The 20,412-nt window shown below is 33.7% G+C and carries 22 protein-coding genes; 19 read left to right on the top strand and 3 right to left on the bottom strand.

Features of this window, described 5'->3' with window-relative positions; translation table 11 throughout:
• The first annotated feature begins 17 nt into the window (after positions 1 to 17).
• The 5 genes from ACWG0P_RS03085 (at position 18) to ACWG0P_RS03065 (ending at position 5,112) form a co-directional block, all read left to right on the top strand.
• Positions 18 to 1,952, top strand: a complete 1,935-nt coding sequence (locus ACWG0P_RS03085) for a beta-glucoside-specific PTS transporter subunit IIABC (RefSeq protein WP_455800440.1) — start codon at positions 18 to 20, stop codon at positions 1,950 to 1,952.
• Entirely contained in the window at positions 1,942 to 2,925 is a 984-nt protein-coding gene (locus ACWG0P_RS03080; RefSeq protein ID WP_455800439.1) for an ADP-ribosylglycohydrolase family protein, read from the top strand. Before ACWG0P_RS03085 ends, ACWG0P_RS03080 begins: the two co-directional genes overlap by 11 nt.
• Positions 2,926 to 3,037: 112 nt before the next feature.
• Positions 3,038 to 4,210: a methionine adenosyltransferase gene (gene metK, locus ACWG0P_RS03075; RefSeq protein ID WP_455800490.1), complete on the top strand. Its 1,173-nt coding sequence runs from the start codon at positions 3,038 to 3,040 to the stop codon at positions 4,208 to 4,210.
• Positions 4,211 to 4,308: 98 nt separating this feature from the next.
• Positions 4,309 to 4,803: an AbrB/MazE/SpoVT family DNA-binding domain-containing protein gene (locus ACWG0P_RS03070; protein ID WP_455800438.1), complete on the top strand. Its 495-nt coding sequence runs from the start codon at positions 4,309 to 4,311 to the stop codon at positions 4,801 to 4,803.
• A 30-nt stretch (positions 4,804 to 4,833) separates the two neighbouring features.
• Positions 4,834 to 5,112, top strand: a complete 279-nt coding sequence (locus ACWG0P_RS03065) for an RNA-binding S4 domain-containing protein (protein ID WP_455800437.1) — start codon at positions 4,834 to 4,836, stop codon at positions 5,110 to 5,112.
• Positions 5,113 to 5,151: 39 nt separating this feature from the next.
• On the opposite strand, the gene ACWG0P_RS03060 is transcribed toward ACWG0P_RS03065, so the two are convergent.
• Entirely contained in the window at positions 5,152 to 6,039 is an 888-nt protein-coding gene (locus tag ACWG0P_RS03060; protein WP_455800436.1) for a DMT family transporter, read from the bottom strand.
• Positions 6,036 to 6,866 carry an AraC family transcriptional regulator gene (locus ACWG0P_RS03055; protein WP_455800435.1) on the bottom strand — a complete coding sequence of 277 codons (831 nt, stop codon included), beginning with the start codon at positions 6,864 to 6,866 and terminating at the stop codon, positions 6,036 to 6,038. Before ACWG0P_RS03055 ends, ACWG0P_RS03060 begins: the two co-directional genes overlap by 4 nt.
• A gap of 144 nt (positions 6,867 to 7,010) precedes the next feature.
• Here ACWG0P_RS03055 and ACWG0P_RS03050 point away from each other — a divergent pair, with 144 nt between their 5' ends.
• The 11 genes from ACWG0P_RS03050 (at position 7,011) to ACWG0P_RS03000 (ending at position 15,665) form a co-directional block, all read left to right on the top strand.
• Positions 7,011 to 8,750 carry an ABC transporter ATP-binding protein/permease gene (locus ACWG0P_RS03050; RefSeq protein WP_455800434.1) on the top strand — a complete coding sequence of 580 codons (1,740 nt, stop codon included), beginning with the start codon at positions 7,011 to 7,013 and terminating at the stop codon, positions 8,748 to 8,750.
• A complete protein-coding gene (locus ACWG0P_RS03045; protein WP_455800433.1) occupies positions 8,743 to 10,398 on the top strand; it encodes an amino acid ABC transporter ATP-binding/permease protein in 1,656 nt (551 codons plus the stop codon). Before ACWG0P_RS03050 ends, ACWG0P_RS03045 begins: the two co-directional genes overlap by 8 nt.
• Positions 10,382 to 10,711: a nitrous oxide-stimulated promoter family protein gene (locus ACWG0P_RS03040; protein ID WP_455800432.1), complete on the top strand. Its 330-nt coding sequence runs from the start codon at positions 10,382 to 10,384 to the stop codon at positions 10,709 to 10,711. Before ACWG0P_RS03045 ends, ACWG0P_RS03040 begins: the two co-directional genes overlap by 17 nt.
• Positions 10,708 to 11,067 carry a YbaN family protein gene (locus ACWG0P_RS03035; RefSeq protein WP_455800431.1) on the top strand — a complete coding sequence of 120 codons (360 nt, stop codon included), beginning with the start codon at positions 10,708 to 10,710 and terminating at the stop codon, positions 11,065 to 11,067. Before ACWG0P_RS03040 ends, ACWG0P_RS03035 begins: the two co-directional genes overlap by 4 nt.
• Positions 11,068 to 11,161: 94 nt before the next feature.
• Positions 11,162 to 11,821: a response regulator transcription factor gene (locus ACWG0P_RS03030; RefSeq protein WP_455792730.1), complete on the top strand. Its 660-nt coding sequence runs from the start codon at positions 11,162 to 11,164 to the stop codon at positions 11,819 to 11,821.
• 81 nt (positions 11,822 to 11,902) lie between these two features.
• Positions 11,903 to 12,823, top strand: coding sequence for an ABC transporter ATP-binding protein (locus ACWG0P_RS03025; protein ID WP_455800430.1), 921 nt, complete (start codon positions 11,903 to 11,905; stop codon positions 12,821 to 12,823).
• A complete protein-coding gene (locus ACWG0P_RS03020; protein WP_455800429.1) occupies positions 12,813 to 13,565 on the top strand; it encodes a hypothetical protein in 753 nt (250 codons plus the stop codon). Before ACWG0P_RS03025 ends, ACWG0P_RS03020 begins: the two co-directional genes overlap by 11 nt.
• Before the next feature lie 19 nt (positions 13,566 to 13,584).
• The gene (locus tag ACWG0P_RS03015; protein ID WP_455800428.1) at positions 13,585 to 14,487 is read left to right on the top strand and encodes a sensor histidine kinase; all 903 of its coding nucleotides are present in this window, start codon (positions 13,585 to 13,587) and stop codon (positions 14,485 to 14,487) included.
• A gap of 137 nt (positions 14,488 to 14,624) precedes the next feature.
• Complete coding sequence (yabP, locus tag ACWG0P_RS03010; protein WP_455792737.1) at positions 14,625 to 14,927, top strand: sporulation protein YabP; 303 nt, start codon at positions 14,625 to 14,627, stop codon at positions 14,925 to 14,927.
• The gene (yabQ, locus tag ACWG0P_RS03005; RefSeq protein ID WP_455800427.1) at positions 14,927 to 15,397 is read left to right on the top strand and encodes a spore cortex biosynthesis protein YabQ; all 471 of its coding nucleotides are present in this window, start codon (positions 14,927 to 14,929) and stop codon (positions 15,395 to 15,397) included. The genes yabP and yabQ overlap by 1 nt, the downstream gene beginning before the upstream one ends.
• Positions 15,321 to 15,665: an FtsB family cell division protein gene (locus tag ACWG0P_RS03000; protein WP_455792741.1), complete on the top strand. Its 345-nt coding sequence runs from the start codon at positions 15,321 to 15,323 to the stop codon at positions 15,663 to 15,665. Before yabQ ends, ACWG0P_RS03000 begins: the two co-directional genes overlap by 77 nt.
• A gap of 19 nt (positions 15,666 to 15,684) precedes the next feature.
• On the opposite strand, the gene ACWG0P_RS02995 is transcribed toward ACWG0P_RS03000, so the two are convergent.
• The gene (locus ACWG0P_RS02995; RefSeq protein WP_455800426.1) at positions 15,685 to 16,731 is read right to left on the bottom strand and encodes an HNH endonuclease; all 1,047 of its coding nucleotides are present in this window, start codon (positions 16,729 to 16,731) and stop codon (positions 15,685 to 15,687) included.
• A 125-nt stretch (positions 16,732 to 16,856) separates the two neighbouring features.
• Here ACWG0P_RS02995 and ACWG0P_RS02990 point away from each other — a divergent pair, with 125 nt between their 5' ends.
• The 3 genes from ACWG0P_RS02990 to ACWG0P_RS02980 all read left to right on the top strand — a co-directional run bounded on the left by ACWG0P_RS02990 (position 16,857) and on the right by ACWG0P_RS02980 (position 20,412).
• Complete coding sequence (locus ACWG0P_RS02990) at positions 16,857 to 17,543, top strand: AT hook domain-containing protein (RefSeq protein WP_455792743.1); 687 nt, start codon at positions 16,857 to 16,859, stop codon at positions 17,541 to 17,543.
• A gap of 126 nt (positions 17,544 to 17,669) precedes the next feature.
• Positions 17,670 to 18,287, top strand: a complete 618-nt coding sequence (locus ACWG0P_RS02985; RefSeq protein WP_455800425.1) for a manganese efflux pump — start codon at positions 17,670 to 17,672, stop codon at positions 18,285 to 18,287.
• Between the two features lie 298 nt (positions 18,288 to 18,585).
• Positions 18,586 to 20,412, top strand: a complete 1,827-nt coding sequence (locus ACWG0P_RS02980; protein WP_455800424.1) for a beta-glucoside-specific PTS transporter subunit IIABC — start codon at positions 18,586 to 18,588, stop codon at positions 20,410 to 20,412.

Below are 20,412 nucleotides of genomic sequence, written 5' to 3'. Positions count from 1 at the left end.
AGGAAAGGAAGATATACATGAAGAAATATCAAAAACTCGTCGAATTTATCGTACAAAATGTTGGAGATAAAGAAAATATTCTAAGCGTTACACATTGTATGACAAGACTTCGTTTTACATTAAAAGAGGATAAAAAAGTAAATGAAAAAGAACTCCTTACTTCATCAGAAATTATGACCGCGCAATATGCTGGAGGTCGATTTCAAGTAGTTGTAGGGACACATGTAGCAGATGTTTTTCAAGAACTCCAAGACTTTATAGGAAATCAAAATGAACTATTCGAAGAAAAGAAAAAAGGTATTAATGGTCTTATAGAAATCATCACAAAAGTAATTACACCTATACTAGGCATCTTAACAGCATCAGGTTTATTGCAAGGTATTTTAGCAATATTAACGGTTACAAATGTGTTGAATACAAATGATGGTGCCTACATTGTATTGCATGCGATGGGTCAAACAGCATTTTATTTCTTACCTGTTGTATTGGGATATACAAGTGCAAAAGCGTTCAAATTAAACCCTTTTGTTGGAATGATGTTAGGAGCTTCTTTAATTATTCCAGAACTACTTAGTAATTTAACAACAGAAGAAGCGCTTTACACACTATTTCAAGGGACAATTTTTGAAACTCCAGTATATAAGACCTTCTTTGGAATTCCAATGCTATTTCCAGCGAATGGATATCAATATACAGTTATTCCGATTATCCTTATCACATATGTAGGATCAAAAGTAGATCGTTTATTAAAGCATATCATACCAGATTTACTTGCGCATAATCTAAACGCGTTTCTTACAATTCTTATTACTGTGCCCTTATCTATTCTTGCGATTGGGCCTATTACCAATGTGTTAAGTGCCATTATTGGCGCTACTGTTTCTGGTTTATATACAATCTCTCCTATGATTACATCGGTGGTTGTCGCACTGTTATACCAACCATTAGTAATTTTTGGGTTGCATTGGCCAATATCAGCGATTGGTATTAGTAATCTAGCAATGCATGGTTCTGATTATATCTTTCCAATGTCTTTTACAGCAAACTTTGCACAAACAGCTGTTGTACTTGCGATATTTTTAAGAACAAAGTCTAAGCAACAAAAAGCGTTAGCAATTCCAGCAATGGTTTCAGGAATTTTCTGTATTATTGAACCAGCAATATACGGATTTAGCTTGCCAATCAAAAAGAGGTTTGCATTTTCTATGATAGGTGGTGCAGTCGGTTCTATTATTATCGCAATTTTTTCCGCGAGAATGTATACATTCTCCTTTGGTGTACTAGGGTTTGTATCTTTTATTGATCCAAAAACAGGAAGTATGAGTGGCCTATTTGTGGCAATTATTGCCACAATTGCTACAAGTGTGGTAGCATTCTTACTTACTTATCTAACATTCAAAAAAGAAGATGATATAGAAGATCAAGAGAAAAGCAAATTAATCATAACGGAAGATATCGTTTCTCCTATGAAGGGAACCTTATTAGCGATAGAACAATGTAATGACAAAACATTTGCTTCCGGGAAAGTAGGAATGGGTATTGTAATACATCCCGATGAAGATGAAGTATATTCTCCTATAACAGGAATTGTAGAAACAGTTTTTCCTACTGGTCATGCGATTGGTATTATTAGTGATTCAGGTATCGAAGTGTTAGTACATATTGGAGTTGATACAGTAGAATTACAAGGCAAAGGGTTTCAATTACATGTAGAAAAGGGTCAAAAAGTAAAACAAGGAGACATTTTAGCTAGCGTAGATTTGAAGTCCATTGAAAAAGCAGGATATTCTACAGAGACGATAGTAGTGATTACAAATACAAAAAACTATTTAGATATTATTCCTGAACAAAAGGATCATATCAATGTTGGTGAAAAAATACTAACTGTAATGCCATTTAGAAATACCAAGAATCAAGAGGTATTTTTGGAGGAAGAATTGTATGAGAGATAACATATGGGGAGTCCTTGTTGGAGGGGCATTGGGAGATGCGATGGGAATGCCAACAGAATGTTGTACACAAGAGACTATAAGACAGAATTTTCCAGATGGTGTCACCAAACTATATCCATCAAATGATCAGGATGTGTTTGCTAGAAGATTAGAAGCTGGATCAATCACTGATGATACTATTAATACATTGATGATCCTAGATATGATTATAAATAATAAAGGTGTCGTAAAAGTTCAAGAGTATGTTGATAAATTAAGAGATTGGAACACAAATTCAGGTGTTTCCGCTTATGTTTCTGGTCCATCGACTTTAAAGGCATTGGAGAAAATAGAAAATGGCGTACCAATAGAAGAGACAGGAATAAGTGGAACAACCAATGGCGCTGCAATGAAAATAGGTCCCATAGGATTGGTTAGTAATTACATGAAGATGGATGAACTTGTAAGAAATGTGCATCAAATTTGTATGCCTACCCACAATACAAAAATTGCCATCGCAGGAGCTAGCGCAGTAGCCGCGGCAATCAGTTATGTGATACATGGAGGTTCTTCTATTGAAGAAATTTGGAATTTGGCATATAAAGCAATTGAAGCATCGGCTCCATATGGATATGATTTCCCTAGTGCTTCCTTAGCATATCGGATGAAACAAACACAGAACATAATTGCAGAAGAAAAAGATGAAAAAGTCATCTTAAAGCGGTTATATCAAGAAATAGGTTCAGGTATGGAGTCCATTGAAACAATTCCTTGTGTTTTCGCAATTGTTGAACTCGCAGATAAAAATCCATTAAAAGCTGCACAATTGAGTGCTGAAATAGGTTGGGACACAGATACAATAGGTGCGATAAGCTGTAGTATTTGTGGAGGAATGAATCCGGAATTTCCAGAAGATTATATTCAATTAATAGAAAAAGTAAATGGTCTTGACTTTCATAAATTTACGGAAGATATCTATCCATATGTAAAATAAGAAAGGAAAAACATATCTTATTTTGATGATGTCTAACACCCGCATTTGTTTTAGTTGTAAATTGTAGTAAAACACGCTAAAATAAACATATCAAAAAGTGAGGTATAAGATGATGTTACATAAACAATTTTTTACTTCCGAATCAGTTACGGAAGGACATCCAGATAAAATTTGTGATCAGATCAGTGATGCAGTATTAGATGCGATACTGGCACAAGATCCAACAGCACGTGTAGCGTGTGAAACTTGTTGTACAACAGGTATGGTTATGATTATGGGAGAAATCTCAACAAATTGTTATGTGGATATAGCAAGTATCGCAAGAAATGTAGTACTTGATATAGGATACGATCGTGCAAAATATGGATTTGATGGAACAACTTGTTCTGTATTAACATCCATCGATGAACAATCCAAAGATATCGCATTAGGTGTTGACCATTCATTTGAATCGAAAGCAGGTGGAGAAGACAACCATGGTGCAGGGGATCAAGGAATGATGTTTGGATATGCAAGTGATGAGACTCCAGAATATATGCCATTACCAATTTCTTTAGCGCATCGTTTATCAAAACAATTAACAAAAGTGCGTAAAGATGGTACGTTAGAGTATTTACGTCCAGATGGAAAAACACAGGTTACGATTGAATATGAAAATGGAGAACCAAAACGAGTAGATGCTATCGTTATTTCTACACAACATTCGGAAACAGTAGAGTTAGATACCATTCGTGAAGATCTAAAGAAACATGTTATCGATGTAATTGTAGATGTGAACTTAATGGATGAAGATACAAAAATCTTTATCAATCCAACAGGTCGCTTTGTAATTGGTGGACCTCAAGGAGATAGTGGACTAACAGGACGTAAAATCATTGTAGATACGTATGGTGGAATGTCGCGTCATGGAGGAGGAGCTTTCTCTGGAAAAGACCCAACGAAAGTTGATCGTAGTGCAGCGTATGCAGCTCGTTATGTAGCAAAAAATATTGTTGCGGCAGGACTTGCGAAAAAATGTGAAGTACAACTTGCGTATGCGATTGGAGTTGCGCAACCAGTAAGCTTACTGGTGGATACATTTGGTACAGGAAAACTGGAAGATGACGCAATCGCGGAAATCGTTCGTAAAGAGTTTGACTTAAGACCAACAGCAATTATCAAAGAATTGGATTTACGTAAACCAATTTATCGTCAATTAGCATCTTATGGCCATTTTGGTAGAGATGATTTGAATGTAAAATGGGAAAGTCTAGAACCAGCAGAAAGATTGAAAAAATATTTATAATCCTGTGAAATTTGCAGGATTTTTTATGTTTATTATTAGTTAATCATGTATAATCCAATGCCTGTTGACAATACTATCATTAGTAAAGGAGTGTCTATATGAAAGCAACAGGAATCGTACGAAGACTTGATGATTTGGGAAGGTTGGTAATTCCCAAGGAAATTCGAAAACAATACCGTTTAAAAGAGGGAGACTCTATTGAATTCTTTATAGATAACGATAAGATTGTAATACAGAAATTTGATATGATGTCACGACATATGGAAGAAATTAATATCATGTGTGAGACATTAACCGCAATCTATCAAAACACAGTGCTTTTCATTCAAGAAGAGTGGTTAGAGCGATATGATCGTAAAATACGTGAAGAATTTATAGAGTTAACACATATTCATAGAATGAGAATGTTTGAAAAAGAAGTTGTATTTCAAGATAGTGAGGATGCATCAAAAGGGATTATATATCCAATTACTGCATATGGAGACTGGTATGGTGCTTTTGTGGTAGTTTATGATAAAAAGGATTTAGAAAAAGAAGAACTCTATGCATTAGAAGCGTTTGTACAACTTTTATCTCGCCAACAACAACAATAAATGGTAAACTTATTGGTAGAGGTGAACATCATGCGTTTAGATAAATATTTAAAAACAGCACGTATACTGAAAAGAAGAACAGTATCAAAAGAACTCGCGGATAATGAACGAGTTTACGTGAATGATAAAATCGCAAAACCATCTACCGATGTAAAGATAGGAGATATCATTAAAGTAATATTTGGGTATCGAGAACTTACGGTTCGTGTATTGATGTTGTCAAAGCAAGTGAATAAAAATGATGCGGCTTTGATGTTTGAAGTGATAGAAGAAAAATTGATAAAAAAAGAAGATACGGCTATCCTATAAGGAAATGGTATCTTCTTTTTTGTATTGATAGATTGTGTTTTATTTTTTTCTAAAACAAGTACTCTCTGATAGAAATAGACCTAAAATTGTTAAACCTGCTCCTATCCAAGTGATATAGGTCACATTCTCTCTTAAAATTAGAAATGATGTAACAATGGTAACCACTGGTACTAAATAAATATAAATGCTAGTTTTTAAAGCGCCTAATGTTTTCACAGCGAAATTCCAAGTGACAAAGCATGTCGCAGAGGCACCTAATCCAAGATAGATAAAATTAAAAGTATTCGTGATATTAAAAAAGGCATCTATATTTGGTGAAAAATCCAAGAAGAACAATGCAGGAATAATACAGATAAGTCCATACGTAAAGATTCTTCTAGTCATTGGTATGGTAGCATATTCATACGTGCTTAACTTCTTTGTGAGTAAGGAGTAACATGCCCATACAAAGGAAGCACCCAATGCAAGTAAATCACCCGTTATATCAAAATGCAAACTAGAACCATTGAAACTAATAATACAAATACCAGCCATGGCACAAAGAAACCCTATAAAAAAATTCGCATGTAAGGATTTATCCGTAGGGAAAAAGATTCTAGATAGAATTGCGGTGAAGAATGGTGCGATGGAAATAATGACTCCAATATTCGATGCGAGAGTATAGGTAAGGGCAATGTTTTCCATTAAAAAATACAAACAAATACCACAAAGTCCTGCCAAGAAAAATAAAAGTTCTTGTTTCTTATCTTTGACATGTAGAAGGCGTGGATAAGCAATCCATAGGGAAATAAACCCAATGACAAAACGAATAAACAAGATTTCAACAGGAGTGAAATCGCTTAGTAATACTTTTGTTGAAATAAAGGTTGTACCCCATAGCACAATGGTGAAAAAGGCCGCAATATGGCCTGTTGTTGATTGTTTCATAAATCGTTCTCCTTGTCTTGGTGGAAGATGTTACGATAGGCTCCAGGAGATATACCAAGAAATGTGCGAAAGAAATTTGTAAAATGACTTTGATCAAAAAAGCCAGATGCACTAGATGCCTCTAAGACACTAGCACCCTTTTCTAAAAGCTCTTTTGCCTTATTTACACGGATAACTTCTAAATATCGATAGGGTGTAATCCCTTTTTCTTTTGTAAATGCACGTAATAAGGTAGAAGAACTCATAGAACTAAGATCACATAGTTGTTTTAAGCGAATCTGTTCACGATAATGAAGTTGCATATAGTCACATACAACTGCGAGTTCTTGACTATGATTTTCTTCATGATAGGTATAAGGGGAGCTGTTCTTATCAAGTAATTCTGTAATTAGGAACAACAAGGTTTCTTCTTTTTCAAATTCTTTGCTGTTTTCTACAATCATGCGATGTACATTATGTAGGTACGTAGCGATTTCTTCATCTTTTAGTACATTTTTATGGAATTGAGGAAGACGATCTACGCCACTGATATCTTTTGCGATAGAACGCATGGTTTCTTTTGGTATATTTAATGCTCGATAATCTAGTAATTCATTATCCAAAGGTGCGCAGTCATGATTTTCTCCTGGATTGAAGATAATAATATCCTGTGCCACCAGATGATATTCTACATTTTTACAAAGGAGACGACGTTGTCCATGCTCGATAAAACCAATCACATAGTATTCATGGAAATGGTTCGGAAAAGGTTGCATGATACCTTTAAATTGATAGGCTTCTAATTGCAAATCCTCATCATAATAAAATTCACGGCTTTCAGTTTTCATATAGGCACTCCTTTTGAGTATTATTTTACTACAAAAGTACTCAAAAGACTTGTATAAAATCGTCAGGAATATGCTTGACGCAATAAGTTAACTATGGTAAACTTCTCGTGTGTTAAGTTAGACTAAACTAACTAAGGAGCTATTATGATTGATAAAAGATTACTAAAAGAAATGTCAGAAGCAAAAAAATACGTAGTAAGACAGGTTGCTATGCAATGGATTTCCCTATTGTGTAACATTGGATTTGTCATGCTCATTGCATGGGTACTTGTTTGTCTATTTGATAATGCAATACAGATTCAACAATTATGGTTTATGGTAGGTGGATCTATCGTATTGTTAACGATTCGCATGTATTGTACGAAGAAAGCAAGTGACTATGCACATCTTGCCTCATCGCAAGTAAAAGATCATCTTCGGAAACGTTTATATGAGAAATTACTTTCTATGAAAAATGCTTACCAAGACTATATTTCAACAAGTGAACTTGTGCAGTTAAATGTAGAAGGTGTTGAACAACTAGAAACTTATTTTGGGCGATATCTCCCTCAATTTTTCTATAGTATGCTAGCACCAATTACTTTGTTTTTAGTTTTGGTATGGATGGATGTACAAAGCTCTCTTGTATTATTGATATGTGTTCCACTTATTCCTCTTTCTATTATCGCTGTTCAAAAATTTGCGAAAAAACTATTATCGAAGTACTGGAAAAGTTATACAACTCTTGGAAATAGTTTTTTGGAGAATTTACAAGGTTTGACCACATTAAAAATCTATCAAGCAGACGAATATAAAAATGTGAAAATGAATGAAGAAGCAGAAAATTTCCGCAAGATAACAATGAAAGTCTTAACGATGCAACTCAATTCTGTTAGTGTTATGGACCTCATTGCATATGGAGGTGCAGCGATTGGAAGCATTGTTGCAATCCTTGGTTTTACCAATGGCAGAGTAAGTTTATTTGCTGTACTTTGTATTATTTTGTTATCTTCAGAATTTTTTATCCCGTTGCGACTTTTAGGATCCTTCTTCCATATCGCAATGAACGGTATTGCGGCAAGCTCTAAAATATTTAAAATTTTAGATATGCCAATTGAAGAAGAAGGTAAAGAATGGTTTAACGAACAAGAAATTGATATATCTTTTCAAAACTTAAACTTCTCATACGATTCAAAACGCCAAATTTTACATGATATTACGCTGAACGTGCAACCAAAACAGTTTATAGGAATTGTTGGAGAAAGTGGTTCAGGCAAGAGTACCATTGCGAAGATATTAGCTGGTTTTACTAGTACCTATGAAGGCTCTATCACTATGCAGGGTATCGAACGTAAACATATGAATGATAAAAGCTTTTATGATCGAGTGCTATATGTAACACACAAACCAATGATTTTTAAAGGAAGTGTAAAAGAGAACTTGTGTATCGCAAAAGAAAACGCAAGCGATGATGAATGTTGGGAAGTTCTTAAGAAAACCTGTTTAAAGGAATTTATTCTTGAACAAGGTGGATTACATATGAAACTATTAGAGAATGGTTCTAATCTTTCTGGAGGACAAAAACAACGCTTATCTATAGCACGTGCACTTTTGGCAGATCGAGAAATTTATATTTTTGATGAAGCCACTAGTAACATTGATGTAGAGAGTGAAGAAGCAATCTTACAAGTTATTTTACAACTAGCAAAAACCAAAACGATTCTTATGATTACCCATCGTTTACATAATATCGAACAAAGTGATCAAATCTATGTACTTGATCAAGGACATTGTGTAGAACATGGTACTCATATAGAGTTGATGAAACATCATCATAAATATTATGAAATGTATACCACACAATCGCAATTAGAACAAATGGAAGGAGATGTTGCATATGCGTAAAGATAGTAATCTAAGGATTATGTTGAAGATGTCTTACCTTGTAAAACCACTTGCCTTTCCTATGCTCGTGGCAGTGGTACTAGGCGTCGTTGGGTTTCTATGCGCTATATTTATACCATATTTTTGTGCCTTGTTAATTAGTCATATTGCCATTCGTGCGAATAATTTCCCCATCCAAGTATTCTTTGTGATGTTGGTAGTACTTGCTGTTTTAAGAGGAGTTCTACACTATGGAGAACAGGCATGTAATCATTATATCGCCTTTAAATTATTAGCCCTTATACGAGATAAAGTATTTAAAACATTAAGACGTTTAGCTCCAGCAAAATTAGAAGGAAGAGATGCAGGAGATTTAATCTATCTTATCACAAGTGATATTGAGGCATTAGAAGTATTTTATGCACATACCATTTCTCCAATATTGATTGCGATTATAACCTCCATCATTCTATTATTTCAATTCTATAGTATGCATCCAATATTTCTTATCATTGCTCTTGTCGCTTATATATTTACAGGGGTCTGTATTCCTTATGTAATAACTAGAATAGGAAAAGAAGATGGAAAAATAGCAAAAGAATCCTTTGGAGATATGAGCAGTTATACATTAGAATCTCTTCGTAATCTACAAGATATTTTACAATACAAAAACGGAGATATACGCCTATCCCAAATGCAACAAAAAAGTGCACGTGTCAATGAACACCAGAAAAAACTAAAGGAACACGAGGGAACAAGTTCTTCACTAGGAACCTTTGCGGTAATGATATTCTCTCTTGTTATGTTTGTGAGTGGAAGTATACTGTACATCCAAGGAAGTGTATCCTTTACAACCGTATGTATGTCTACGGTATTGATGTTATCAAGTTTTGGTCCAGTATTAGCTCTATCTTCTTTATCAAATCACTTACTACTTACTATGGCAAGCGCTAGAAGAGTATTGGGACTGTTAAGTGAAAAAGAAAGCGTAGAAGATCTTCATGGGAAAGAAGAAACAGTTTTTGAAGACCTTTGTGTGGATGGTGTCCACTTTGCATATGAAGATGAAAAGATTCTACAAGATATCAACTATGAATTCAAAAAAGGTGAAATCACAGGGATATTAGGAAAGAGTGGTAGTGGGAAAAGTACTCTTTTGAAATTGATGATGCGTTTCTTCCACAACGATGAAGGTACGATTAAAATTGGGGATAAATCCCTCCAACAAATAAACACAACCAACCTACGTGATATGCAAAGTTATGTAACACAAGATACCGTGTTATTTCAAGATACCATATTCAATAACGTACATATCGCAAACTTACAGGCTTCAATAATCGATGTTGAAAAGGCATGTAAACAAGCAAATATCCATGATTTCATTATGTCTTTACCCAAAGACTACGCTACTCCAGTATCGGAATTAGGAGATTCCTTATCCGGAGGAGAAAAACAAAGAATTGCATTGGCTCGTGCGTTCTTACACAACGCAAACTGTATCTTACTAGATGAACCAACAAGTAACTTAGATGCATTAAATGAGGCTATGATTTTAAGAAGTCTTCAACAACAAAAAGATAAAACCATTGTATTAGTATCTCATCGACCAGGTACTTTAAAAATTGCAAACAGAATTTTATCTTTGGAGAATGGACGTGCCTGTTAAAGTACAACAGAAGCGTGCACAAGAAAAAGAAACCATTGAGTATATGATTGCCTACTATTGTCATAAAAAGCATAAACAAAAAACCCTCTGTGAAGAATGCAATACTTTACTAGAATATGCTAAACAACGCATTGATTATTGTCCTTTTATGGAAAGTAAAACATTTTGTTCCAATTGTAGTGTACACTGTTATCAAAAGGAAAGGCGTATACAAATACGTAATGTAATGCGTTTCTCAGGACCAAGAATGTTATTTCATAAACCAATCATGGCATTACGCCATGTCTACTATGAAAGAAAGGAGAGAAAATGAGACTTTTATATTTTATAATTGCGTGTATCTTTATGTTATTAGGAATGATTGGAGTCATTCTACCCGTATTACCTACTACACCTTTTCTTCTCGTATCCGCATATTGTTTTGCGAAAAGCTCAGAAAGATTCCATCAATGGTTTATCCATACTTCATTATATCGAAACCATTTAGAGTCTTTTGTGAATCATCGAGAAATGACAAAGAAAACAAAAGTACGATTATTGTCATTTGCTAGTACGATGATTTTATTAGCCATGTATTTTATGGATTCTATACATTTAAGAATATTTCTATTTGTACTTATGGTTTTTAAATATTACTATTTTATATTTAGAATTAAGACAATATCCTAGGAGCGATGATAGCTCCTTTTTCTATGCTGTAGGAAAGCACCATTTTTATTTCAAATAAATTGTGATACTATAGTATATGAAATGAGGGGATAGTATGGCTTTAATTTTACTTGTAGAAGATGATATGAGTATTCATCAAATGATGAAAGAATATTTAGAAAAACAAAGAGAAGAATGTTTGAGTGCTTTTTCTGGTACAGAAGCTTTATTACAATTACAACTACATACACCAGATGTAGTTATTTTAGATTTGATGTTACCAGGAATGAATGGGGAAGATTTAATTGTTAAGATAAAAGAGCAGTATTCCAACTTACCTGTTATTATTGTTTCTGCGAAAAGCAATTTAAGTGATAAAGTAGAACTATTAAACAAAGGTGCGGATGACTATGTATGCAAACCCTTTGCATTAGAAGAACTATATGCTCGTATACAAGTACAATTACGAAAAACAACCACACGTCCTTCCAATGAACTTACCTATAAGCACATCAAGTTAATGAACGATCAAAGAACACTTAAAGTAAACGATACAGATATTATTCTTACAAAACATGAATATCGAATAATGGAATTATTAATGTCCCATCCACATCAAGGATTTACAAAAAAAGAAATCTATGAATATGCATGGGAGGATTTTTATGCGGCAGATGATAAAACCATTCACGTGCATATTAGTAATATACGCAACAAATGCAAAGAAGATATCATCGAAACAATATGGGGTATCGGATTTAAGTTAAAATCATAATCTTTAAACTTTCTTTACCTTTTCTTTGCTGTTTCTAAAAGCTTAAGAGGTAAACTATGGTTGTAAGAAAGGAATGAGAGTATGGTAGAAAATATTATTGAATGTAACCAACTTAGTAAAGTTTATAAGAAACAAAGAGCTTTGGATTCTTTAAACTTAAATATTACGAAGGGGGAAATATTCGGACTTATTGGACAAAATGGTGCAGGTAAGTCTACAATGATGAAATTATTAGCTGGTTTGATTCATCCAAGTGAGGGAACCTTTAAATTATTTGGAAAAGACCCTATAGAGGATCCATATATTTATCGAAGAATCGGAACCTTAATTGAACAACCTGGTTTATATGGAAATATGACAGGAATTCAAAACATGCATATCAAGGCATTAGCAATGGGATGCGACAATGAAGAAGAATTAAGTGCATTAATGCAAATTTGTGGATTGGACGCAAAGTTAAAAAAGAAAGTTAAATCTTATTCATTAGGAATGAAACAACGTTTAGGACTTGCGTTATCTATGATTGGAGACCCAGAACTCTTAATACTTGATGAACCAGTGAATGGATTAGATCCACAAGGGATTACAGATATTCGTAATGCAATCTTACGCGTCAATCAAGAACGCAATGTAACAATACTATTAAGTTCTCACATTTTAGAAGAACTTAGTAAAATTGCGACATCTTATGGCATCATAAAAGACGGTGTCTTGATTCAACAAATGAGTCGTGAAGAATTGGATCAAAGCTGTAAAGATTATTGTTTACTACAAGTTCATGATGTGAAAAAGGCAGCTGTTGTCTTAGAAGAAACATGCCACATTAAAGAATTCAAAACAATCGATCAAAATTGTATCCATATATATGAACAAGTAGATACAAGTGAAGTAAATGAAATATTAGTAAAACATGGAGTTCGTGTGTCAGAAATTATGATGCATAAGCAAAATTTAGAAGCTTACTTCCTAAGTATTACAGGGGGTGAATCTCATGTGGAATAATCTAAAGAGTGATTTGTATAGAACCTTTCATATGAAAGCATTCTATGTAACGTTGATATTAGCGGTAGCTGCGTTTATGATGATATTAGGAGAATTTGGATTACAAAGCAATACTCCATTTGCAACTTTTCATAGGGGAAAAGATACCTTTGTACAGTTTCTATATTACACACCAAAATCAATGATGTATTCTTTACTAGTATTGATTTTTGTAGGAATTTTCTCTACTGATGAGTATAACTGTGGGTATGTAAAAAATACGTATCCATTACAATCTCATAAATCCACATTAGCGATAGCTCGTTATTTCTATTGTGTCATCATATGTACGATATTTCTAATAGCGATCCTTGTAGGAACTTGTTTATTACAAATAATTATCCCTATTTCTGTGGGTAGTTTCAATCTCTTAGATTATCTTCCATTTGCGATAGTGCAAGTGTTGACGATGGCTGCGGCATCCTCTTTCTCGATGTTGTTGTCAAATATCACAAAGAGTAAAGTGCTTGTAATCTTATATTCCATTGGATATGGTATGATAATTTATATGACAGTCTGTATGATGTTGGGATTTATGTTTCACGATATAAGTGCCTCAGAATGGATGATGTATGTATTATCCTCAAAATTACCTTATACTTTCCAAATGGAAGCCTATCGAGGCGCAATTCTTGTGTTGATCGGGAATACATTGTTGTATAATGGAATCAGTTATTTAATACTTAAAAAACAAGACATCTAAAAAGGAAGGAGGTAAATGTATGGCATATCTTGTGATAATTTTAACTGTGCTATTATTTATCTCCTTATTTCTATATTTACAACTTCGTAAGGAAGTAAAAGAAGTCGCAAAACAATTACGCTATACAAGAGATGAAAAAAGTTCGTTTCATTTCTTCACCACCTCTTCGGATCGTTATATGAAAGAGATTGTTGAAGAAGTAAATATCATACGTGAAGAAAATCAAAAGAATAAGTGTGGTTTTTTAGATAGTGAACGTAAGAGTGAAGAGATGATTGCGAATATATCACATGATATTAGGACACCTTTAACATCTATTCAAGGCTATGTAGAAATGATGCAAACTAGCAATGACGCTACAGAAAGAGAACGATACTATCAAATTGTTACCAATCGTTTACATGATTTAGAAACCATGTTGGATGAATTCTTCGTGTATACCAAATTGATTAATATGCATGAAGATTTGATTATGGAAGAAAAAGCAATCTATCCTATTCTTTGTAAATCATTATTGAATTATATCGATCTATTGAAGGCGAATGAATTAGAACCAGAAGTTATTTGTGAAGATGAAAGTATTTGTACACTTGTACATGAGGAATCTTTACAAAGAATTTGTATGAATTTAATTATTAACACGATTCGTTATGGGAAAGCTCCTTATCGAATAGAACTTAAAAGAAAAGAGAATGAAATTGAACTTGTTTTCAATAATACATGTGGACGTGGAGAAGAGATAGATACACAACACATGTTTGATCGCTTCTATAAGGGCAACCAAGCAAGAACACAGAAGGGAAGTGGATTGGGGTTAGCCATTGTATCTGAGCTGACACAACGGATGAATGGAAGCTGTGAAGCCTCCTATAAAGAGGATGTACTAAGCATTACCATTCATCTTCCTATACACCATGAGTAGAAAGAGAGAATTTCAAAGTTCTCTCTTTTTTTCGCTCACTTATGAAAAGGATTCTTTATCTAGTACAATTGCATGGAAATACGTTCTAATGAGTCTTGTCGAATCATAAAGTATAGTGTAAAAAAGGAGGTATTTATATGGAAGAAAATACAGTGAATCCACTTCGATTCGAAACGAATCCGTACCATAATGTAGTGATAAAAGATCGTAAGGTGATGGAATTAACAGGCGTAAAACAAATCGATAGTTTTGATGCGAATGAATTTTTATTAGAGACAGCACAAGGATGGATGTTGATTCAAGGGAAAGACTTAAAACTTGGTAAGTTGGATACTGATCGAGGAGATGTTGTCATCAATGGCGTTATTGAAGCCTTGTCTTATGTATCAAATAAAAAGGGGAATGGAAAGGAATCCATGATGTCTAAAATCTTTAAATAATGTTGTTGCCAGTACAGATACAATCTATCTTATACCACTTTATGATGGGATGGATGTATGGATTGGGATTTAGTTTTCTTGTTACGTTCATTAAGTATCTGCGCTTTCCACTCATCAAAGGATTCTTAGAAATCCTTTATCATGTTCTTTTCACATTCCTTATGTTTTATGGCTTGTATAACATCAACGGTGGTATCACTAATCTTTATTTAGTCGTTATCTTTATGATTGGAGTACTTATATATTATGCTTTCTATTTGCATGTCTTTATAGGCTTATTCTCAAGTATAAAAAAATTTTTGCGTCCATTTCTTAAGAAACTCAGGGTTGTAAAACAGAAAATACTTGCTATAATAAGAGTACCAAAGAAGAAAATGCAAAGGAGGAGAGCAAATGTCAGAAAACGAAAACTTGAAACGCACGACCACAAAAAAAAGACGCAAGAAACGTCCATTGAAAACAGCGTTTAGTGTATTTGTAATATTTATTGCTTGCTTCCTAATTTATACAGCAGCACAAGATGTATTAATGACTATCAAGTTAAGAAAAGAAATTTCTGCATCACAAGAAATGGTAGACGAATTAGAAAGCCAAAAGGCTTCTTTGACAAAAGAAAAAGCGAATCTAGAAAATCCGGATTATGTAAAACGATTTGTTAGAGGTAGATATTTAGTTAGTAAACCAGGTGAACAAGTATTTATTTTACCATCAAAAAATGATAAAGACGGTGAAGAATAAGCAGCCATTTGGCTGCTTTTTACATGCTCTTCTTTAGGATGTGTTCTCTGTGGTATTGTAAGAATAAACGCCTATTCTTTGTAAGATAGATTTCGTTCAATCGATAATTCTTATGTATGACAAAGGATGTTTCTAGATTGTTCATATTAAGTAGTTCTTCACTGATAATAATGTACCCACGATCATCAAAAGAAATATAGCCTTGGTCAAATAAGTAATCATGATTACGACATAACAATAAACCATTGTTATGGTCGATAGCTTCAAAGATGTGGGCACAATCTCTAAAAGGTTTTATATGCGAAGCGATTAACATATGAGCAATGGATATATTGCATATAGGACACGCATGATCAAACTCATGGAAAAGGGTATCTTTATAGAAAGATTGTAGTGCTTTTGTTTCATCACGATCATGAGGAATTCCCTTTCTAGGAATAATACTTAAGATAACATGCTTTGCCTCATAATCAATCATCTTTGCATTTGTGTTTTTATAATCAATACGTAAATCTTCATGTGCTACGATAGTCGATGTATAAAGTGCGGTAAGTGTTACAGAGACAAGAGGTGGTTCTTCATTACGGTACTCTTCTACTATATCTTGTATGCCTCTCATTAGTTTTGGATGGAAGCGAATTTGATCTTGTTCATATTCAAAAAGGGAAGTCTGTGTCATAAATTGAAAGCTTTCATGATCAATATAACGAAGAACTTCATCTCGATTTATGAACTTATTCTCTTTTGCTTGTATTTGATAAAATGAGAAAATTTGTTCATCATGAATAAAGGATTCAAAGATCGACAATGCCTCTAATCCAGAATTTTGATTACTCTTAGCATATACAGTCGCAGCTGGGGATAAATCAATTCCATTACTAGAATCTTTAAGTAGTTTTTTCTGTTTGAGAAAATCTAATATTTGTTTTATCTCCTCCATCTTCATAGAGAAGTACTCATTTGCTAGTGCATCATATACTTTAACAGCCGCATCCTTATAGGCGATTCCCTGTATTTCAATCGCATCTAATATGGAAAGAATTTTCTTGAATTGTAACTTTCTCATGCCTTCACCACTTTCTATACTTTTATTATACACGAATTTTTGATTTTTTATTGAATCAGTCAAATTCTGCGTGCATTCGACAAAACAAAACATTTACAATGTAGGCAATAAAAGGAGAGTGTAAAATGAAAGGACCAGGAATTAAAGATTACTTACAAGTAATTGAGACGTTAAAAAAAGATGCAAAGAAAGATGGTAAAGCATTTGTTGAGGTAAACTCAAAGGAGTTACATGCCAGTGTATCTCCAAATCATGCAACGATGCCAACATGTTGCCAAGCAATTTACAAATTGATGTTGGATGGAGATGAAATATTACGTAAACCTAAAGGGAATACAGGGTTTGGTTCTCATTTAACTGTTCGTTTTTACATAGAGCAAATGGAAGGCAGAGAAAGAATGTTCCCAAATAAAAAAAGAGGTAGACCTGCAAAGAGTGAAGAAGAAAAATTAGCCGCAAGAAGAGCTAAGATGAAGCGCAATACAGAAGATTTATCAAATCTTATCAAATCTTGGTTGGCAGAACATGGTTGGGAATATATTGAAAATAAAGAAGTCATTGATGCTCATAATGAAAATCAAAGATGGGTAATCAATGTACAAGGAATAAGAAGAGGAAGAAAGCAAACACTACCGGTGAAGTTAAGTGAAGTCATTAAACATATCGATGATACAAAGACACACTATAGTCTTGCGTTCAATGATTCTTTAGCATATCGTAGACAATGGAATGAGATCCCAGAAGCTGTGAAAAGCAGTTTGAATATGAGTGTAATATTAGCTGATAAAAAGGGTAATATTGTAGAATTATAAAAAGATGAAAAAGGATGATACCAATGTAGAAATAGGTGTTATTCTTTTTTTATCGAAAAAGGATTTCAACTAGACAATGAACCTTTCGTGTATGTGCGAATACACTGATAAAGGGGAGTTGGTAGAATGTTTCAGTCTTTGTTGTTGGTAATTGCTTTAAGTATTGATAGCTTTTTAGCATCATTAGCCTATGGTACAGAAAACATACGTATCCCTTTACGTTCCGCTATTTTAATTGCGAGTATCGGTGTATTATTTTTAGGAATTTCTTTATATACAGCTACATTTATTCAATTGTTTATTCCAAAAGACGTGTGTAAATGGATATCTTTTACGATCTTTTTTATAGTTGGAATGGGTTCTATATTTCAAGGAACAATCAAACGGTTTTTAAGGAAATCAAAACAAAAACAACTCACATTTGCATATAGTGGAATCTCTTTTGTAATTGATGTTTATTTGGATGAAACAAAGGCCGATGTCGATCATAGTAAATACTTGTCTTTGAAAGAGGCTATCTATTTAGCAATCGCTTTATCCATTGATTCCTTAGGGAGTGGGTTTGCCTTAGGGGTTAGTATTCATAATCCAATATCAGTTTTAATCATAAGTTTTTGTGTAGGAGTTTTAGCGGTACTTGGAGGTTCTTTATGTGGAGAGCATTTTATTTCTAAAGCAGATTATGACTTCTCTTGGGTGAGTGGGATTTTGTTTATTTTCCTAGGTTTTAGCAGGATTTTATAAGGGATAAGGTGAATGTTTATAACCTAAACGAAGTATAAGATATGTTGTAATATGATGTTATACGATATCGTCTTGGTTTTTGTTTGTAAGAAAATTTATTTTATTTTGTGTGTTGACAAAGCGCTTACACTTGTGTATTATAGGAATTGTTAAAAGACATGTAACTGGTAATGCAGGCAGGATCTTACAATATATTCAAACGAAGGTTTATACCTTATTTTGGATTTTGTAATGTCCTGCCTTTTTTGTGATATTGGCCAATCAGTGATACCGAAACGTGTAAGAGAGGAGAATCGTTATGGATTTTAAAAAAAGTGCTTCTGAAATACTAAATTGTATAGGAGGAGAAGCAAACATCGTCAACTTGGAACATTGTTCAACAAGACTTCGCTTTAGTTTGGTAGATAAAGAAAAAGTAAATGAAGCAGAATTAAAAAAGATACCTGGAGTAATGGGTGTAATTATGAATGCTCAGGTACAGATTGTAATTGGAAATTCAGTTATTGAAATGTATGATGAATTAATAAAAATTTGTAATCCAAAAGGAGTAAGTAGTGCAACATCAGAAAAGAAGAAAATAGGGATGCTAGTACTTGAATTCGTCGTTGGCATTTTCCAACCTCTTGTTCCTGCAATTGCGGGCGCTGGGGTATTAAAATCTTTATTGATTTTATTATCAACATTTGGAATTGTATCTGCAACGGACGGATTATATGTAATATTAGCTTCTATTAGTGATGCGACATTCTATTTCTTGCCATTAATGGTGGCAGTAACAACTGCATCAAAAATGAATGCGAATAAATTGGTTGCGCTTGTTGCAGTGGGCGTGTTACTACTCCCTGCCAATGTAGCACTATTACAAGAGAACTTCACAATACTTGGGATTACCGTTAAAAATGTAGCCTACAACTCACAAGTATTTCCTGCAATTCTTGTTGTATTATTCTTAAGTTTTATGGAAAAAGGCTTAAACAAAGTTTCCCCTAAAGCAATTCGTGTATTCTTTGTACCTATGGTTGCATTAGCAATTACAATTCCAGTTGCGTTCTTATTGTTAGGCCCACTTGGTTATACACTTGGTGAATACTTAACAACAGCGATTTTATTCTTATACGATAAATTAGGGTTCTTAGGAATTGCTCTTCTATCTGGTATCCTTCCATTTATGATTGCGACTGGAATGCACAAGGCAATGGTTCCATATGCAGTCTCTACATATGGAAAACTAGGATATGAAATGATGTATTTACCTGCATCTTTGGCACACAATATCTCTGAATCAGGTGCTTGTTTTGCAGTAGCGATTAAAGCAAAAGACAAACAAACAAAATCTGTAGCAGCATCTGCTGGTATATCTGCTCTTATGGGGATTACAGAACCTTCATTATATGGTGTTACACTTCTAAATAAAAAAGTCTTATATAGTGTAGTAATTAGTAGTTTTATCACTGGTGGATTTGTAGGCTTGATGGCATTAAAGAGTTTTGTTATTGCTGGACCTGGTTTAGCAAATATTACAATGTTTATCGACCCAGATAACAGTATGAATTTGATCTATGGTATTGCGGGGTTTGGTATTGCACTTGTACTTTCCTTTGTATGTACATTGATTCTTTGGAAAGAAGAATCAACAGAACAAACGAGTGTTATGAATGATCAAGAAGAATCTGTAATTATGAGTCCTTTAAAGGGAGTTGCAATTTCTTTAGGTGAAGTTAAAGATGAAATGTTTTCAAATAAAGCTTTAGGTGATGGTGTAGCCATCATTCCTGAAATTGGTGAACTAAGAGCACCAGCAGATGGTGTAATAAAAATGGTATTCGAAACAAAACATGCGATAGGAATGGAAACAACAAATGGTACAGAATTATTATTCCATGTAGGTATTGATACAGTAGAATTAAATGGAAAATGTTTTGAAGCTCACGTGACTTCTGGAGATCATGTAAAACGCGGTGATTTATTATTATCATTTGATATAGAAGAAATAAAAAAACTAGGTTATGATGTGACAACTCCTGTGATTGTAACAAATACAACAGATTATGAAGTAGTTCATGGAGAAGTTGGAGTTTTAAATGAACAAAGTGTCTTGATGAAATCAGAAAGGAAAATAGCTTAA

It is taken from the genome of Amedibacillus sp. YH-ame6, from assembly GCF_053848845.1.
This window is presented reverse-complemented; position numbering and strand designations above follow the sequence as displayed.

What these genes read in the sequence shown, in the direction of transcription:
- ACWG0P_RS03085 (WP_455800440.1), top strand. Translation starts at nt 18, where the DNA reads ATGAAGAAATATCAAAAACTCGTCGAATTTATCGTACAAAATGTTGGA.
- ACWG0P_RS03080 (WP_455800439.1), top strand. Translation starts at nt 1,942, where the DNA reads ATGAGAGATAACATATGGGGAGTCCTTGTTGGAGGGGCATTGGGAGAT.
- metK (WP_455800490.1), top strand. Translation starts at nt 3,038, where the DNA reads ATGTTACATAAACAATTTTTTACTTCCGAATCAGTTACGGAAGGACAT.
- ACWG0P_RS03070 (WP_455800438.1), top strand. Translation starts at nt 4,309, where the DNA reads ATGAAAGCAACAGGAATCGTACGAAGACTTGATGATTTGGGAAGGTTG.
- ACWG0P_RS03065 (WP_455800437.1), top strand. Translation starts at nt 4,834, where the DNA reads ATGCGTTTAGATAAATATTTAAAAACAGCACGTATACTGAAAAGAAGA.
- ACWG0P_RS03060 (WP_455800436.1), bottom strand. Translation starts at nt 6,039, where the DNA reads ATGAAACAATCAACAACAGGCCATATTGCGGCCTTTTTCACCATTGTG.
- ACWG0P_RS03055 (WP_455800435.1), bottom strand. Translation starts at nt 6,866, where the DNA reads ATGAAAACTGAAAGCCGTGAATTTTATTATGATGAGGATTTGCAATTA.
- ACWG0P_RS03050 (WP_455800434.1), top strand. Translation starts at nt 7,011, where the DNA reads ATGATTGATAAAAGATTACTAAAAGAAATGTCAGAAGCAAAAAAATAC.
- ACWG0P_RS03045 (WP_455800433.1), top strand. Translation starts at nt 8,743, where the DNA reads ATGCGTAAAGATAGTAATCTAAGGATTATGTTGAAGATGTCTTACCTT.
- ACWG0P_RS03040 (WP_455800432.1), top strand. Translation starts at nt 10,382, where the DNA reads ATGGACGTGCCTGTTAAAGTACAACAGAAGCGTGCACAAGAAAAAGAA.
- ACWG0P_RS03035 (WP_455800431.1), top strand. Translation starts at nt 10,708, where the DNA reads ATGAGACTTTTATATTTTATAATTGCGTGTATCTTTATGTTATTAGGA.
- ACWG0P_RS03030 (WP_455792730.1), top strand. Translation starts at nt 11,162, where the DNA reads ATGGCTTTAATTTTACTTGTAGAAGATGATATGAGTATTCATCAAATG.
- ACWG0P_RS03025 (WP_455800430.1), top strand. Translation starts at nt 11,903, where the DNA reads ATGGTAGAAAATATTATTGAATGTAACCAACTTAGTAAAGTTTATAAG.
- ACWG0P_RS03020 (WP_455800429.1), top strand. Translation starts at nt 12,813, where the DNA reads ATGTGGAATAATCTAAAGAGTGATTTGTATAGAACCTTTCATATGAAA.
- ACWG0P_RS03015 (WP_455800428.1), top strand. Translation starts at nt 13,585, where the DNA reads ATGGCATATCTTGTGATAATTTTAACTGTGCTATTATTTATCTCCTTA.
- yabP (WP_455792737.1), top strand. Translation starts at nt 14,625, where the DNA reads ATGGAAGAAAATACAGTGAATCCACTTCGATTCGAAACGAATCCGTAC.
- yabQ (WP_455800427.1), top strand. Translation starts at nt 14,927, where the DNA reads ATGTTGTTGCCAGTACAGATACAATCTATCTTATACCACTTTATGATG.
- ACWG0P_RS03000 (WP_455792741.1), top strand. Translation starts at nt 15,321, where the DNA reads ATGTCAGAAAACGAAAACTTGAAACGCACGACCACAAAAAAAAGACGC.
- ACWG0P_RS02995 (WP_455800426.1), bottom strand. Translation starts at nt 16,731, where the DNA reads ATGAGAAAGTTACAATTCAAGAAAATTCTTTCCATATTAGATGCGATT.
- ACWG0P_RS02990 (WP_455792743.1), top strand. Translation starts at nt 16,857, where the DNA reads ATGAAAGGACCAGGAATTAAAGATTACTTACAAGTAATTGAGACGTTA.
- ACWG0P_RS02985 (WP_455800425.1), top strand. Translation starts at nt 17,670, where the DNA reads ATGTTTCAGTCTTTGTTGTTGGTAATTGCTTTAAGTATTGATAGCTTT.
- ACWG0P_RS02980 (WP_455800424.1), top strand. Translation starts at nt 18,586, where the DNA reads ATGGATTTTAAAAAAAGTGCTTCTGAAATACTAAATTGTATAGGAGGA.